The sequence below is a fragment of the Streptococcus ruminantium genome (genome assembly GCF_003609975.1).
GTDB classification, from domain to species: Bacteria; Bacillota; Bacilli; order Lactobacillales; family Streptococcaceae; genus Streptococcus; species Streptococcus ruminantium.
Genome location: NZ_AP018400.1, coordinates 1,552,016 through 1,565,792, shown reverse-complemented (window position 1 = coordinate 1,565,792; position 13,777 = coordinate 1,552,016). Strand labels below are relative to the sequence as shown.

The 13,777-nt window shown below is 40.3% G+C and carries 15 protein-coding genes; 12 read left to right on the top strand and 3 right to left on the bottom strand.

What is annotated here, in order from left to right; genetic code table 11:
* The first annotated feature begins 2 nt into the window (after window positions 1–2).
* The 9 genes from SR187_RS07390 to SR187_RS07350 all read left to right on the top strand — a co-directional run bounded on the left by SR187_RS07390 (window position 3) and on the right by SR187_RS07350 (window position 6,343).
* A complete protein-coding gene (locus SR187_RS07390) occupies window positions 3–221 on the top strand; it encodes a YqgQ family protein (protein ID WP_024533101.1) in 219 nt (72 codons plus the stop codon).
* On the top strand, window positions 221–607 hold the full coding sequence (locus tag SR187_RS07385; RefSeq protein WP_120172023.1) for a rhodanese-like domain-containing protein: 387 nt from the start codon (window positions 221–223) through the stop codon (window positions 605–607). Before SR187_RS07390 ends, SR187_RS07385 begins: the two co-directional genes overlap by 1 nt.
* Before the next feature lie 57 nt (window positions 608–664).
* Window positions 665–1,390, top strand: a complete 726-nt coding sequence (locus SR187_RS07380; protein ID WP_120172022.1) for a serine protease — start codon at window positions 665–667, stop codon at window positions 1,388–1,390.
* 476 nt (window positions 1,391–1,866) lie between these two features.
* Window positions 1,867–2,406, top strand: coding sequence for a 16S rRNA (guanine(966)-N(2))-methyltransferase RsmD (gene rsmD / locus SR187_RS07375; protein WP_120172021.1), 540 nt, complete (start codon window positions 1,867–1,869; stop codon window positions 2,404–2,406).
* On the top strand, window positions 2,396–2,884 hold the full coding sequence (coaD, locus tag SR187_RS07370) for a pantetheine-phosphate adenylyltransferase (protein WP_024533097.1): 489 nt from the start codon (window positions 2,396–2,398) through the stop codon (window positions 2,882–2,884). Before rsmD ends, coaD begins: the two co-directional genes overlap by 11 nt.
* Window positions 2,871–3,920, top strand: coding sequence for a SepM family pheromone-processing serine protease (locus SR187_RS07365; RefSeq protein WP_120172020.1), 1,050 nt, complete (start codon window positions 2,871–2,873; stop codon window positions 3,918–3,920). Before coaD ends, SR187_RS07365 begins: the two co-directional genes overlap by 14 nt.
* A 130-nt stretch (window positions 3,921–4,050) precedes the next feature.
* Window positions 4,051–4,707, top strand: coding sequence for a YutD family protein (locus SR187_RS07360; RefSeq protein WP_024533151.1), 657 nt, complete (start codon window positions 4,051–4,053; stop codon window positions 4,705–4,707).
* 8 nt (window positions 4,708–4,715) lie between these two features.
* Window positions 4,716–5,828: a 23S rRNA (adenine(2503)-C(2))-methyltransferase RlmN gene (rlmN, locus tag SR187_RS07355; protein ID WP_120172019.1), complete on the top strand. Its 1,113-nt coding sequence runs from the start codon at window positions 4,716–4,718 to the stop codon at window positions 5,826–5,828.
* Entirely contained in the window at window positions 5,825–6,343 is a 519-nt protein-coding gene (locus SR187_RS07350) for a VanZ family protein (RefSeq protein WP_120172018.1), read from the top strand. The genes rlmN and SR187_RS07350 overlap by 4 nt, the downstream gene beginning before the upstream one ends.
* A 769-nt stretch (window positions 6,344–7,112) precedes the next feature.
* On the opposite strand, the gene nadE is transcribed toward SR187_RS07350, so the two are convergent.
* The 3 genes from nadE to SR187_RS07335 form a co-directional block, all read right to left on the bottom strand.
* Window positions 7,113–7,937, bottom strand: a complete 825-nt coding sequence (gene nadE, locus SR187_RS07345) for an ammonia-dependent NAD(+) synthetase (protein WP_024533154.1) — start codon at window positions 7,935–7,937, stop codon at window positions 7,113–7,115.
* Window positions 7,938–7,950: 13 nt separating this feature from the next.
* Complete coding sequence (locus SR187_RS07340) at window positions 7,951–9,411, bottom strand: nicotinate phosphoribosyltransferase (RefSeq protein WP_120172017.1); 1,461 nt, start codon at window positions 9,409–9,411, stop codon at window positions 7,951–7,953.
* A gap of 105 nt (window positions 9,412–9,516) precedes the next feature.
* Complete coding sequence (locus tag SR187_RS07335; RefSeq protein ID WP_120172016.1) at window positions 9,517–10,161, bottom strand: prepilin peptidase; 645 nt, start codon at window positions 10,159–10,161, stop codon at window positions 9,517–9,519.
* A gap of 220 nt (window positions 10,162–10,381) precedes the next feature.
* Here SR187_RS07335 and SR187_RS07330 point away from each other — a divergent pair, with 220 nt between their 5' ends.
* From SR187_RS07330 to pflA, 3 genes are all read left to right on the top strand, one after another.
* On the top strand, window positions 10,382–10,936 hold the full coding sequence (locus SR187_RS07330) for a class I SAM-dependent methyltransferase (protein WP_120172015.1): 555 nt from the start codon (window positions 10,382–10,384) through the stop codon (window positions 10,934–10,936).
* A gap of 303 nt (window positions 10,937–11,239) precedes the next feature.
* Window positions 11,240–12,577, top strand: a complete 1,338-nt coding sequence (locus tag SR187_RS07325; RefSeq protein ID WP_120172014.1) for a hemolysin family protein — start codon at window positions 11,240–11,242, stop codon at window positions 12,575–12,577.
* Window positions 12,578–12,700: 123 nt separating this feature from the next.
* The gene (pflA, locus tag SR187_RS07320) at window positions 12,701–13,492 is read left to right on the top strand and encodes a pyruvate formate-lyase-activating protein (protein ID WP_120172013.1); all 792 of its coding nucleotides are present in this window, start codon (window positions 12,701–12,703) and stop codon (window positions 13,490–13,492) included.
* Window positions 13,493–13,777 lie beyond the last annotated feature (285 nt).

The window sequence follows — 13,777 nt, the reverse complement described above, 5'->3', positions numbered from 1 at the left end:
CTATGAAAAGACTTTATGATGTGCAGCAGTTGCTCAAGCGCTTCGGAATTATTGTCTACATGGGAAATCGCCTCTACGATATTGAGATGATGCAGATAGAGCTTAATCGAGTCTATCAGGCTGGTTTGTTGGAGCGATTAGAATACATGGAAGCCGATCTTGTTTTGAGACGAGAGCATCGTTTAGAATTAGAGTATCAACAATCGAAGGAGAGGCATTGATGGAAACATTGTGGATGATTTTAGTATTTTTAGTTCTGTTGGGAGCATGGATGGGATTTAATTACTGGAGATTGCATCGAGCAGCTACAGTGATTGATAATGCTGAGTTTTCGGAAAAAATTCATGCAGGTCAGTTAGTTGACCTGCGTGATCCTAATGAATTCCGTAGAAAACATATCTTGGGAGCCCGCAACATTCCTTATCAGCAATTAAAACAAAGTACAGCAGCTCTTCGTAAGGACAAACCAGTTTTAATTTATGAAAATGATCGTGGTCAGTTGGTGACACCTGCGGCTCTTCATCTAAAAAAACAAGGCTTTAATGAAATCTATATCTTGAGTTACGGCTTAAACGGTTGGAATGGCAAAGTGAAAACTGCCAAGTAGTAATGGTTGCTGGATAGTCGTTTTTTCATAAATGGTAGGACAGATAAGGACAAAAGTATGGAAAAGAAGTTTGAAAGATTGTCGTGGACTGAGATTGGTATCATTTCTTTTATGGGACTCGTCTTATTGATTAGCCTAGCAGTTAGCTGGCATAAGAAGTCTCAAACCTCAAGCGGCGAATCGACTATTGCTCAGCAAGCCCCCACCATTCAAAAAAAAGCCACAGATACCTTAATCCAAGAAGCTGAGAATGCTGTAATCGTATTAGAAGGTACACAGACTGAGGAAAAATTACTTGAAGCTCAATTTGCTGTAAATAAATTAAAGGATGTAAGTAAGAAAGAAGCGTTGCAAAAACGGATTAATCAAGTAAAAGAGCTGGTCGGCCAGCAAACAGATAGCCAAAAGCAAGCTAAGCTAAAAGCTGAATTGGCTAAAGCAGAAGCGGCAAAAAAGTTAGAGGAACAGAAAAAAACTGCTGAAAGCGAAACCGAGCAATCAACGACTGCTTCTGAGAAAGAAACTCGTCGCCAAGGTTCCTACTCAGTACCAGTTCAGAATACCTACCGTGGGCAACAACCACCTCTTACTACAGAGAATCAGCAGCAAATCAACTCATCAGATACTAGTACAAATTCTCCGGTAGAGTCCAGCGAAACGGCACCGGCGGAGGAGTCTGTAAATTCTTCTGCTTCAATTGAAACAGAGACCACGCCCCAAACGAGCGAAACATCAGAAACTGAACACTTGACAGATCCAAATATAACAACGGATAATCCTTAATAACACAAGAGCGAGACTGAACTTTTAATCCGGTCTTGCTCTTTTAAATAAATAACTAGTTCAAGGAGTAAGAAGGTAGCAATAGCCTAGAAAACAGAATGCTGAGACAAGACGAAACTGTTTTGTGGATTTTAGCCGTAGCATCTTATTCTCTTACTTTGTAGCTCAGTTTTAATCCGTCATTACCTCAAATTATTAGCCTCAACTTTTTAGGTAAATAACTGTCTCCAGTTATCCGGAGTATATTCCTACTCTCACCTTTCAAAACTTCCATAAAATCGTTTTCCGAATCTATCCTTATCTAGCTATCAGTCTACACAAGGACAAGTTTGAGATTAGTCATCTGTCCAATGTTGTATAAATAAAAACTGTTGACAGTTGTTTCACAAAAGAAAGACTTTCCTTTCTCTAGGAATTAGTAAGAAGTCTATGCTTGGGTTTAGCAGTTATCTCTATTTTTTGCTATAATAATCTTTATGAGAATTGTATCAGGTAGTTATGGTGGAAGAAGATTAAAAACCTTGGACGGCAAAATAACAAGACCAACCTCGGATAAGGTTCGTGGAGCCATGTTTAATATGATTGGTCCCTACTTTGATGGCGGTCATGTCTTGGATCTTTATGCAGGGAGTGGTAGTTTATCTATCGAAGCAGTTTCACGGGGGATGGCATCGGCAATTCTAGTCGAGCGGGATCGTCGAGCGCAAGCCATCATTCGTGAAAATATCGCTATGACAAAGGAAGAAACTAAATTTCGTCTTTTGGCGATGGAGGCAAGTCAGGCCTTATCCAGTCTGGAAGGTCCGTTTGACTTGGTTTTTCTAGATCCTCCTTATGCCGAACAGGAGATTGAAGTCATGGTGACAGAACTTTGTCAGCGCCAGCTCTTATCAGAAGATGTCATGGTGGTTTGTGAGACGGATAAGGCGGTTTCTCTTCCGGAGGAAATAGCAGAGCTAGGTATTTGGAAGGAAAAAATTTACGGAATTAGTAAGGTGACAGTGTATGTCAGATAAGATTGGAATGTTCACGGGTTCCTTTGACCCAATTACCAAGGGGCATGTAGATATGATTGAACGAGCTAGTGGTCTTTTTGACAAGCTCTATGTCGGTATTTTTTTCAACCCTAATAAAGTCTCTTTATTTACAGGGAAAGAGCGTTTGCGCCATCTTCAAACAGTCTTTGAGAGAAGTCCAAACATAGAAGTTTTTTTGGCAGGTCAGCAACTGGTTGTTGATATGGCTCATGAACGAGGTGTCACCCATATCGTACGTGGTCTGCGCAATAGCATTGATCTAGAATATGAAGCTAATTTTGACTATTTTAATCATCAGTTAGCGCCAGATATTGAGACAATCTATTTGATTTCAAAGCCTCAATATCGCAATATCTCTTCAAGTCAAATTCGTGAGCTGATACAGTACAAACAAGATATTAGTCCCTATGTACCATCTTTTGTTAGTGAGGAAATAAAAAAGAATGAAAAAAAATAGAAAACTACTCTTAATCACATCCATTGTTTTAGGAACTCTTTTGATTTGGTTTACTGTCTTTGTTCCCCTACCTTATTATCTAGAAAGTCCTGGAGGAGCTGCTGATATTCGTCAAGTATTAACAGTAAATAATCAAGTAGACGAGAAAGAGGGATCTTACAATTTTACTTATGTGTCTGTTCAGCAAGCTACAGCTTTGCAACTGTTAGCAGCCCAGTTTGACCCGCATACAAGTGTGCGATCAGCCGAAGAGATGGCAGGTGGTGCCAATAGTGCAGAGTACTTCCGTATCGCTCGCTTCTACATGGAAACTTCACAGAATATGGCCAAATACCAAGGATTAACCTTGGCAGGAAAAGAAGCGAATATGAAGTTCTTTGGCGTATATGTTCTCAACTTGGCAGAAGATTCTACTTTTAAAAGTATTCTTAATATTGCTGATACAGTTGTTAGTATCAACGGAAAAACCTTTGAATCATCACCAGATTTAATCAAGTATGTTAGTGGTTTAGAATTGGGCAGTGATGTTACAGTTGGCTATATCAGCGATGGGGAAGAAAAATCGGCCAAGGGTAAGATTATTAAATTAGCTAATGGTAAGAATGGTATTGGAATTGGTCTTGTTGACCATACGGAGGTTCAAAGCTCAGTTCCAATTGATTTCCAAACAGGTAATATAGGTGGACCAAGTGCAGGACTGATGTTCACTTTAGCTATCTATACTCAATTGGCAGATCCTGATTTGCGCGATGGACGGATGATTGCAGGAACGGGTACCATAGAAAAAGATGGTAAGGTTGGAGATATTGGTGGAGCAGATAAAAAGGTTTTATCAGCAGCTAAAGCGGGAGCAAGTATCTTCTTTGTCCCAAATAATCCAGTTGATGAAGCCATTTTGAAGCTGAATCCAAATGCCAAAACTAATTATGAAGAAGCGAAAGAATCGGCTGAGAAGGCGGCTGTGGATATTGAGATTGTCCCTGTCCAGACTGTTCAAGACGCTATTGATTATCTTAAGAAGACAAAGAGCGAGTAAGTCGCTCTTTTTTTATTATAACTGTCAGAATTTTCTCCTAAATGTCAAAGCAGAAGCATTTCAATCTGAATCATGTTATAATGATAAGGTTAGGAACAAAAGTATAAACATTCCATAGATAGGAGGACAAATGAAAAAAGAGATTTTACCTGAAATGTATAATTATAATAAATATCCAGGTCCAAGCTTTGCCCGTGTCGGAGACAAGGTTGTAGCCGAAAATATTGAATTAGACTTGTTAGAAGATTATAAAGAAGCCTTTGATCAGACAATCTTTGGTCAACGTTTTTCACAACTCATGCTCAAGTTTGACTACATCGTAGGCGATTGGGGTAATGATCAGCTGCGCTTAAAGGGTTTTTATAAAGATGATAAAAACGTAAAGCATGATTTAAAAATCAGCCGATTAGATGATTATTTGACAGAATACTGTAATTTTGGTTGTGCCTATTTTGTCTTAGCAAATCCGAATCCACAGGAATTGCCAGTAGAAGTGGAAGAAAGACCACGTCGCAGGCGTAACCGGAATCGTAGCCGCAATCATAATCAGCCGTGGACGGATTCCGTTGGACCAAAAGAGAATAGAAATAGTCGCAGCGAGAAGCAGAAAAAAAGCAAACAACAAGGGAAGCAAACGGATCAGTCTCGTCACTTTACTGTTTACCGTGATAAAAAATCCAACAATGCGAAGCAAAATCAGGCGGAGCGTTTCCAGAAACGTGATCGCAAACAAGATAAGCGTGAGATGAATGAGGCTAAGCGTAGCTTTGTCATCCGACAAAAATAGGGAGAAATATGAAACCATCAATTTATGCTTTTAGTCAGGCCAATCTTGTCGATTGGATGTTAGAAAATGGGGAAAAGAAATTTCGTGCTGCTCAAGTTTGGGAATGGCTCTATCGCTTGCGTGTTCAATCTTTTGCAGAAATGACCAATCTACCTAAGTCCTTGATTGAGAAGCTGGAAGAGCATTTTGTTGTCAATCCCCTCAAGCAACGGATCGCCCAAGAATCAAAAGATGGTACGATGAAATACCTTTTTGAATTGCCGGACGGTATGCTGATTGAAACTGTTCTTATGCGCCAACATTATGGTTTATCAGTCTGTGTAACGACTCAGGTGGGCTGTAATATTGGCTGTACTTTCTGTGCTTCTGGTCTCATTCCAAAGCAGCGTGATTTAAATAGCGGTGAGATTGTTGCTCAAATCATGTTGGTGCAAAAATATTTGGATGAGCGAAATCAACATGAACGTGTGAGTCATATTGTCGTGATGGGAATTGGTGAGCCGCTTGATAACTATGACAATGTTATGACCTTCTTACGTGTGGTTAATGATGATAAGGGACTGGCGATTGGTGCCCGTCATATAACGGTTTCAACATCCGGTTTGGCACCAAAAATCCGTGAATTTGCTCGTGAAGGAGTTCAGGTCAATTTGGCAGTATCTCTTCATGCGCCAAATAATCACTTGCGCTCCAGTATCATGCGCATCAACCGTAAGTTTCCAATTGAAGTCTTATTTGAGGCGATTGAAGACTATATCAAGGTGACCAACCGCCGTGTGACCTTTGAATATATCATGCTCAATGAGGTCAATGACGGAGTGGAACAAGCTCAGGAATTGGCTGATTTAACGAAGAATATCCGTAAGTTATCTTATATCAATCTGATTCCTTATAACCCTGTTAGTGAGCATGACCAGTACAGTCGTTCAACTCCTGAGCGTGTGAATGCTTTCTATGATCGCCTCAAGAGAAATGGTGTGAACTGCGTCGTTCGTCAAGAACACGGTACGGATATTGATGCTGCTTGTGGGCAACTACGTTCCAATACGCTTAAAAAGGACCGTGAAAAGATGCGTGCTCGTATCGCTGCAGCCAAGGCAAAGGCGGGGATCAGAGCATGAGACGATTCTTTAAGGCAGATGGTAGTCTGACTAAGCTAGGAAACTGGACTTGTACATCTTTAGCTGGAGCTTACGCTCTGGCTATTGCTTTACTTTGCTTTCTTCCCCAAAACTTGTACCCTCAGTACAAGGACTTTTCCACACCAGGAATTATTCAGGTTGGCCGACTTTACTTCTTGCCTACTCCCTTCAATAGTATCATCAATGGTGATAAGGTAGATAGTCTAGCCAATTTTGGCTGGATTGTTCTACAAAATATGACAAATATCTTCCTCCTTTTCCCTTTGGTTTTTTTGCTCTTATTTCTATGGGAAAAATGGCGGAGCCTTCGAGCAGTTACTATTTATACTTTTTGCATCAGCCTTTTTATCGAGTGCATGCAATTGCTTCTGGATCTTTTGATTGATGCCCAACGTGTGTTTGAAGTAGATGATCTTTGGACAAATACATTGGGTGGAGTTCTTGCCTACCTGACTTATAAATGGATAATGCAACGCGGTAGATTTTCGAAATAACTTTGATGGTTTGTAGTGTTCAAGTCATAAGTTCTTAGGACTTGTGGGGAGACCTCCACCTATAAGTTTTACGAATTGTCAGTTTTTAAGCAAGCAGAAGATAGTACTGAATCTTTTAGTCAAGGATTATCAGAAAAAATGAACTGAATTTTCAAATTGTTTAGAAAATTTCAAAAAATAACTTGACCTTTTTCTTTTTCTAACGTATAATCATATATAATCAGTAGAAGTAATAAATAGATTGTCTATAGATAACCTGTGGTTGGTGTAACTAGATGGCAAGAGTTTATGAAATAAGCTGAAGCCAAATGAGCAGTTGTATCCATTTCTAAGAGTTATAGATTTGGGTAAGCAAATTTGGTTCGAAGAACTCGAAACACTGAGAATTCGGTCCTCACACCTTTCCCTTATCGTGCGCCTCCTTTTTAAGGAGAAACCTATGGATCTTTCTAGTCAAGGTTCATAAGTGGGTGGTACCGTATCCATTGGTGTCCTCGCGGGAAAAGCCTGCGAGGGATTTTTCATATTATCGCCTTGTGTAGGCTAGTACTTGCTTGATGTTACCTAGTTGCAAATGAGGCAATGCCGAAACGATTGTAGCTTGTAAGCTCCTTTTGCGGAATTTGTAAATACTTAGAAAATAAAAAATGACTTGTCCATTTATCTAGGGCAGGTCATTTTTATAAGGCACTATTAGCTGTGAATAGGAGAGGATGATCGCTTTTGTATGTAAAATGTACCGACCGAGTTTATCTTTTCCTGACCAAGTTTACTTCCAAAAATCATCAAAGATAGTAATGGGAAGGTGGCGCTTATGGGCAGTTTTCTTCCACCAGCTTTCAATGATGGTCTGAGCTTGAGGGGCAATAGTTTTTCCTTCAAGATAGTCATCAATTTGGTTGTAAGTAACTCCCAGAGCGGTTTCGTCAGCCAAGCCAGGCTTGTCATCTTCCAAATCTGCGGTTGGGATTTTTTCGTAGAGCTTGGCCTCAGCACCGAGTTCGGCCAATAGTTGTTTACCTTGGCGTTTGTTAAGGCGATAGAGAGGAAGAATATCGGCTCCGCCATCTCCGTGTTTGGTGAAGAAGCCAGTAATATTTTCAGCAGCATGATCGGTTCCAATGACAGCTCCTTTACGTTCGCCAGCAATAGCATACTGGGCAATCATTCGCATGCGAGCTTTGGCATTTCCCTTGTTAAAATCAGACATGGTTAGACCATTGGTATTGACAGCTCCTACCATAGCATCTGTTGGCTCTTTAATGTTAATGGTTAGACTGACATCTGGTTGAATGAATGCAAGGGCAGCTTGAGCATCAGACTCATCAGCTTGCACACCATATGGAAGGCGGATAGCAATAAACTGGTAATCATTGTCGCCGGTCTCAGTTCGCATTTCCTCCATGGCTAACTGAGCCAAGCGCCCCGCAAGGGTCGAGTCTTGTCCACCAGAAATTCCTAAAACATAGGTTTTTAAAAATGGATGTTTTTTTAGATAATCTTTTAGAAAATCAATAGAGCGGCGAATCTCCTCCTGAGGGTTGATTTGAGGCTTGACACCTAGTTCTTTGATAATGATTTCTTGTAATGTCATATAGTACCTTTCATTAGATAGACTTGGTCTGACTTTGTTTACGAATGCGATTGATAAGGTTCATCTTGTTATCCCAAACATCCTGAGCCAAGTCAACTGGGTAGAGTTGTGGATTAAGGACGCGCTTATATTCATCCCAGAGCTTGTCAATTTCTTGGTTAGCATAGGCTTGAATATCAGCTAGACTTGGAAGGTCGTAAACTTGCTTACCATTTTCAAAAATAGGAACCAGAAGTGGCCGCGCTTCAAAATGCTCAATAGTTTTATTGATATAGGTATAGGTTGGGTGGAACATATAGATGCTATCCATCTGGGTCACATCTGTATCGGCAAAGGTGATATAGTCGCCTTCAGATTTTCCTTTTTCTTTAGACGTGATTCGCCAAACCTGCTTTTTGCCTGGTGTGGATACTTTTTCAGCGTTAGAGGACAATTTGATGGTATCGCGCATATTTCCATCTTCATCTTCAATAGAGACAATTTTGTAGACAGCTCCTAAGGCTGGTTGATCATAGGCAGTAATGAGCTTGGTTCCAACTCCCCATACGTCAATTTTTGCTTTTTGCATTTTCAGGTTGAGGATGGTGTTTTCGTCAAGATCATTGGAAGCATAGATTTTTGCGTCTGTAAAACCAGCATCATCCAATTGTTGACGTACTTTTTTTGAAATGTAGGCCATGTCCCCAGAGTCAATGCGAACGCCTTTAAAGTTGATTTGATCTCCCATTTCCTTGGCAACGCGAATGGCTGCAGGAACGCCTATGCGAAGGGTGTCGTAGGTATCCACTAAGAAAACACAATCTTTGTGGGTTTCTGCATAGGCTTTGAAGGCCTTATAGTCATCACCATAGGTTTGGACCAGAGCATGGGCGTGAGTGCCTGCTACAGGAATGTCGAACAGTTTTCCAGCTCGGACATTGGAAGTGGCAGAAGCACCACCGATAAAGGCTGCTCGAGTTCCCCAGATAGCTGCATCCAGTTCTTGGGCACGACGAGTACCAAACTCCATCAAAGGCTCATCTTCTATTACAGCCTTGATACGACGGGCTTTAGTAGCAATTAAAGTTTGATAATTGACGATATTTAAAATGGCTGTCTCAACCAGTTGGCATTGGGCCAAAGGACCTTCTATTTGCATGATTGGTTCGTTGGCATAGACCAAGTCTCCTTCTTTAGCAGAGCGGACGGTCAGGGTCATTTTCAAATTTGCCAAGTAGTCAAGAAAATCTTGTGGATAACCCAAGTCTGTCAAATAGTCCATATCAGTCTGGCTGAAGCTGAGATTGTTGAGATAGTCAACCACGCGCTCCAATCCCGCAAAGACAGCATAGCCATTTTTAAAAGGTTGTGAACGGAAGTAGACTTCAAATACTGCATGTTTATCATGAATGCGTTGGTTAAAATAAACCTGCATCATGTTGATCTGGTAAAGATCGGTGTGCAGGGTTAGGCTATCATCCTGGAATTGTGTCATTGTTTTTCTCCTTTTGTTTCTATAAAATGAAGTTCATTCGTTTTTGGTGCTTATTGAATCCTAATATGTGTTCTATTATACCAAAAAAATCGAGACAAGCTCGATTTACAGGTATAGGTTGATGATAATGCTAGCTAAAAAAAGAAAAGGTACGTAGGGTAGAGACTTGGGTTTAAAGATGAAAAAGATAGCTAGTCCTAGAAGGGAGCTGACTTGGACAATCCAGAGTATTTCCATAAAGCCAAAGACAAGGGACAGACTTGCCAGATAGAGGAAGTCACCGGAGCCAATCTTCCATTGCCATTTTTCCGTCAGATAAGCTAGGAGCAAAAAGCCGCAGAAAAGCCAGTTGAGCTGAGAGAGAACCAGTCCGACGAAAGTAAAAAACAGCCAGATTGCAAAGGGATATTCCTGATATTTAATATCGTAAATGGTCAGGACCAGTCCGCCAACTAGCAGGACAGTTTCCAATACGGATAGGAACTGTAGATGCCAGAGCAGAACAAAAAGACCAGATAGACATTCCAATCCTAGATACCAATAAGGAATCTTTGCTTTACAGTAGCGGCACTTGGATTTTGTCAACAATTGAGACAGGATAGGGATCAAGTCCCAGGCCTTGAGCTGTCTCTTGCAATGATTGCAATGGCTGGCCGGTGCAATAATGGAATATTCAGGGAAGCGATCAATCACCAGTCCCAGAAAGGAGCCGATAGAAGCTCCGAGGAAAAATAAGATAAATGTCTTCATGCTTACTTATTCGTAAAGATGGACGGAAAATTGAAAGAACTGATAGAATTTGCTTAAACTCACGAGAACAAGCAGATTGGTAGAAACTTAGAGTTGGGTGTGGTAGCTAGCGAAAGGTTAGGAAATATGGTACTCATACCCAATTCCCTCTCTTTTGTGTTATACTAGCTTGTGATTTAATTTTACGTCAAATAAAAATAGTTTTTTTGGAGGGAAAAATATGCTCAGACCCCTACATATGGCCCATGCTTTCTTAGATGAGATTTTGACAGCCCAAGATTTAGCGGTTGATGCGACGATGGGAAATGGCTACGATACCTTATTTTTAGCACAGAGAGCAGGAAAAGTAGTGGCTTTTGATATTCAGCAACAGGCCTTGACCACAACAGCTACAAAGCTAGAACAAGCAGGTTTAACAAATGCCAAATTAGTTCTAGCTGGACATGAAACTGTTGATCAGTATGTAGATGAGTGCAAAGCGGCTATTTTCAATCTGGGGTATTTACCATCTGCAGATAAATCTGTTATTACTTTGCCTGCAACCACCTTAGAGGCTATTGGAAAGATTCTTGACCGTCTAGTGGTGGGTGGTCGTCTAGCTATTATGATCTATTATGGACATGAAGGTGGAGCAGTGGAGAAGGATGCTGTGCTTGATTTTGTTAGCCAACTGGATCAGACTGTTTTTACAGCCATGCTCTATAAACCACTCAACCAAGTCAACACACCTCCATTTTTGGTGATGGTAGAGAGATTAAAAATCAGCTCAAAATAAAATGGATATTGATGTAATTCGTAACTCAGTAGATAAATATATTCCACGTTTTGTATCAATTATATATTTTTAGTCAGAAATGGACTAGTTCTGATGATTTATGATATAATAGAAATGTTATAGCCAAATAAAATAGCTATTAGGTTAGCTTGAACAGTCTAGAGAGGAATGGAAGAGATCAAAACTAAAACTGGATTTTTTGCTTTCCTAGATACTGGCATAACCGGAATAAGACTAGTCGAAAAATATCGGCAGTTCATTCTATTTCAAAAGATCAGACAACTTTATTTTTAGGAGAACATCATGGAAGACCCTGGTAGTCAGACCATTCAACTACAGATTTTATTGCTTTTACTATTGACCTTGCTCAATGCTTTCTTTTCGGCTTCAGAAATGGCCTTGGTTTCCCTCAATCGTTCAAGGGTGGAACAAAAGGCAGCAGAAGGGGAAAAAAAGTATATTCGCTTAGTCGCAGTTTTGGAGAATCCAAATAATTTTCTTTCAACGATCCAAGTTGGTATCACCTTTATCTCGATTCTTTCTGGTGCTAGCTTAGCCAATGATTTGGGTTCTGTATTTGCAAAATGGCTAGGAAGTTCCTCAACTGCTCAGACAGCAGGTTATTGGTTGGCACTTGCTATGTTGACTTTTATCTCCATCGTTCTTGGCGAACTCTATCCAAAACGGATTGCTATGAATATGAAAGAAAATCTGGCAGTCGTTACAGCGCCGGTTATCATTTTCTTGGGCAAGATTGTGAGCCCCTTTGTTTGGCTCCTTTCTGCTGCGACCAATCTCATCAGTCGTATAACTCCAATGAGCTTTGATGATGCGGATGAGCAGATGACTAGGGATGAAATCGAGTACATTTTAACCAAAAGCGAACAAACCTTGGATGCTGAAGAAATCGAAATGCTACAAGGCATCTTTTCATTGGATGAATTGATGGCACGAGAAGTGATGGTACCAAGAACAGATGCTTTCATGGTGGATGTCGAAGATGATATAGAGACGATTCTAACAGCTATTCTCAAACAGAATTTTTCACGGATTCCAGTTTATGATGGCGATAAGGATAATATTATTGGTCTGATACATACCAAGAAAATATTATCAGAAGCCTTTACCGTTGGTTTTGACCAATTGAATATTCGCCGAATAATGCAGGAACCGCTTTTTGTACCAGAGACAATTTTTGTAGATGATTTGCTTAAGGCTTTACGTAACACTCAAAATCAGATGGCGATTTTGCTAGATGAATATGGTGGTGTCGCTGGTCTTGTTACCTTAGAAGATTTGCTGGAGGAAATCGTTGGAGAAATTGATGATGAAACGGATAAAACAGAGATCTTTGTCCGTGAAATTGCTGAGAACACCTACATTGTTCAAGGGAGTATGACCCTTAATGATTTCAATGAACATTTTGATATGGAATTAGAAAGTGATAATGTGGATACCATTGCTGGTTATTATCTGACTGGTGTTGGGACGATTCCGAGTCAGGATGAAAAAGTTTCCTTTGAAGTAGACAGTAAGAGGCACCATTTAGTCCTCGTCAATGATAAGGTGAAGAATGGTCGTGTTATCAAGTTAAAGATCCTGATGACACCGATTGAGGAGGAAGAAACAGAGAAGGACTAGGGAAGCTAGTCTTTTTCGCTTTGCATCTTTCTGAAAAAATCAATGAAAAGCAGATATGAAAGCAAATGATAGGAGCGTTTACGCTTTTGTGTTATACTAGTTTTATTAAGTGATAAGGATGAGATTATGACAGAGGTTGATTATCGTACGGTCACAGGATTGGTTCATTCAACAGAAAGTTTTGGTTCTGTCGATGGACCAGGGGTGCGTTTTGTTGTCTTTATGCAAGGATGTCACATGCGTTGCCAGTATTGCCATAATCCGGATACGTGGGACTTGGTCAATCCATCGGCAACGGAACGGACCGCAGAAGATGTGCTCAATGAGGCTTTGCGTTTTCGCATGTTCTGGGGGAAAGAAGGTGGGATTACGGTTTCTGGTGGCGAAGCGACGATCCAGATCGATTTTTTAATTGCTCTTTTTACTCTCGCAAAAGAAAAAGGGATTCATACAACTCTGGATACCTGTGCTTTGACCTTTCGTAAGACAGAGCGTTACTTAGAAAAGTATAGCCGTCTGATGGAAGTGACAGATTTAGTGCTTCTTGATATTAAAGAAATGAACCCGGAACAACATCGGATTGTGACGGGACATAGCAATAAAACGATTTTGGATTGCGCGCGCTATCTATCGGATATTGGTAAACCTGTTTGGATTCGCCATGTATTGGTTCCAAATTTGACGGACCGAGACCAAGACTTGATCGAATTAGGGAAGTTTGTCAAAACGTTGAACAATGTGGAGCGTTTTGAGGTTTTACCTTATCACAATCTTGGTGAATTTAAGTGGCGAGAATTAGGAAGACCATATCCACTGGAAGGGACAAAACCTCCCACGAAGGATCGCGTTGAGAATGCCAAAGCTTTGATGGAAACAGAGACCTATCAGGACTATCTGAATCGGATTAAAGGTTGAGAATAATCTATCAAAAAAATATATTTATTGAGGTGGCGGTATATTCTTTTGATCTCTAAAGACATGGGACATCCTAATAAATTGACAATAATTTGAGATTGTTTGGACGGATATTGTTTTTAACTGCATTCCTATGCTTTATGATGTTTGCTCCCTTGTAGATTAGTAGCTTACAGTACATTGCCTCGAATAGTAAATCGAAGGAATAAGAAAGGCGAACCACTTAGTTTTCTGTTCATCAGAATTCTTAGTGGTTCGCTTTTTACATTGCTATTCAGATTTTAC

Bases quoted from the DNA above. Each gene is read 5' to 3' on its own strand.
- SR187_RS07390 (WP_024533101.1), top strand. From the start codon at position 3: ATGAAAAGACTTTATGATGTGCAGCAGTTGCTCAAGCGCTTCGGAATT.
- SR187_RS07385 (WP_120172023.1), top strand. From the start codon at position 221: ATGGAAACATTGTGGATGATTTTAGTATTTTTAGTTCTGTTGGGAGCA.
- SR187_RS07380 (WP_120172022.1), top strand. From the start codon at position 665: ATGGAAAAGAAGTTTGAAAGATTGTCGTGGACTGAGATTGGTATCATT.
- rsmD (WP_120172021.1), top strand. From the start codon at position 1,867: ATGAGAATTGTATCAGGTAGTTATGGTGGAAGAAGATTAAAAACCTTG.
- coaD (WP_024533097.1), top strand. From the start codon at position 2,396: ATGTCAGATAAGATTGGAATGTTCACGGGTTCCTTTGACCCAATTACC.
- SR187_RS07365 (WP_120172020.1), top strand. From the start codon at position 2,871: ATGAAAAAAAATAGAAAACTACTCTTAATCACATCCATTGTTTTAGGA.
- SR187_RS07360 (WP_024533151.1), top strand. From the start codon at position 4,051: ATGAAAAAAGAGATTTTACCTGAAATGTATAATTATAATAAATATCCA.
- rlmN (WP_120172019.1), top strand. From the start codon at position 4,716: ATGAAACCATCAATTTATGCTTTTAGTCAGGCCAATCTTGTCGATTGG.
- SR187_RS07350 (WP_120172018.1), top strand. From the start codon at position 5,825: ATGAGACGATTCTTTAAGGCAGATGGTAGTCTGACTAAGCTAGGAAAC.
- nadE (WP_024533154.1), bottom strand. From the start codon at position 7,937: ATGACATTACAAGAAATCATTATCAAAGAACTAGGTGTCAAGCCTCAA.
- SR187_RS07340 (WP_120172017.1), bottom strand. From the start codon at position 9,411: ATGACACAATTCCAGGATGATAGCCTAACCCTGCACACCGATCTTTAC.
- SR187_RS07335 (WP_120172016.1), bottom strand. From the start codon at position 10,161: ATGAAGACATTTATCTTATTTTTCCTCGGAGCTTCTATCGGCTCCTTT.
- SR187_RS07330 (WP_120172015.1), top strand. From the start codon at position 10,382: ATGCTCAGACCCCTACATATGGCCCATGCTTTCTTAGATGAGATTTTG.
- SR187_RS07325 (WP_120172014.1), top strand. From the start codon at position 11,240: ATGGAAGACCCTGGTAGTCAGACCATTCAACTACAGATTTTATTGCTT.